The 523-nt window shown below is 53.2% G+C and carries 2 tRNA genes and 1 rRNA gene; all 3 read right to left on the bottom strand.

Annotated elements, in window-relative coordinates:
- Positions 1-169: 169 nt before the first annotated feature.
- Positions 170-245 (bottom strand) — tRNA-Ala (locus tag HWY05_RS37715).
- A gap of 58 nt (positions 246-303) precedes the next feature.
- Positions 304-380, bottom strand: a tRNA-Ile gene (locus HWY05_RS37710).
- Positions 381-445: 65 nt separating this feature from the next.
- Positions 446-523, bottom strand: a 16S ribosomal RNA gene (locus HWY05_RS37705); the annotation flags it as partial.

The raw sequence follows: 523 nt of genomic DNA, 5'->3' as shown, positions 1-523 counted from the left end.
ACACCCATCTCTAGATATGCTTTCGTGAATCTCTTTACTACTTCTTCCTGATTGTTAAAGAACGACAGCCGATATCGCGGTTGCTATAACCACGTATCACTCTGACTGGCTCAATCGCCAATGCACAACCCTCTGCCCGACCTGCCGCAGAACGCTATGCATTGATGATTGGTGGAGGATGACGGGATCGAACCGACGACCCCCTGCTTGCAAAGCAGGTGCTCTCCCAGCTGAGCTAATCCCCCAGTCACACATGAACTTCAGGGTGCCTTCAACCGGTTAGCACAGCCACCGCAGAAACAGTGGTGGGTCTGGATGGATTCGAACCATCGACCCCCGCCTTATCAAGACGGTGCTCTAACCGACTGAGCTACAGACCCCTGAGTCTGTCTGAATTTACAGCCGATAAGCGTGAGCGCTCAACGTTCGACACGTTCAGCTCTAGAAAGGAGGTGATCCAGCCGCACCTTCCGATACGGCTACCTTGTTACGACTTCACCCCAGTCATGAATCCCACCGTGGT

This window comes from Paraburkholderia sp. BCC1876 (genome assembly GCF_902833695.1).
Lineage (GTDB): Bacteria > Pseudomonadota > Gammaproteobacteria > Burkholderiales > Burkholderiaceae > Paraburkholderia.
The sequence above is the reverse complement of the archived record's forward strand: the minus strand, read 5'-3'. Positions and strand labels throughout refer to the sequence as shown.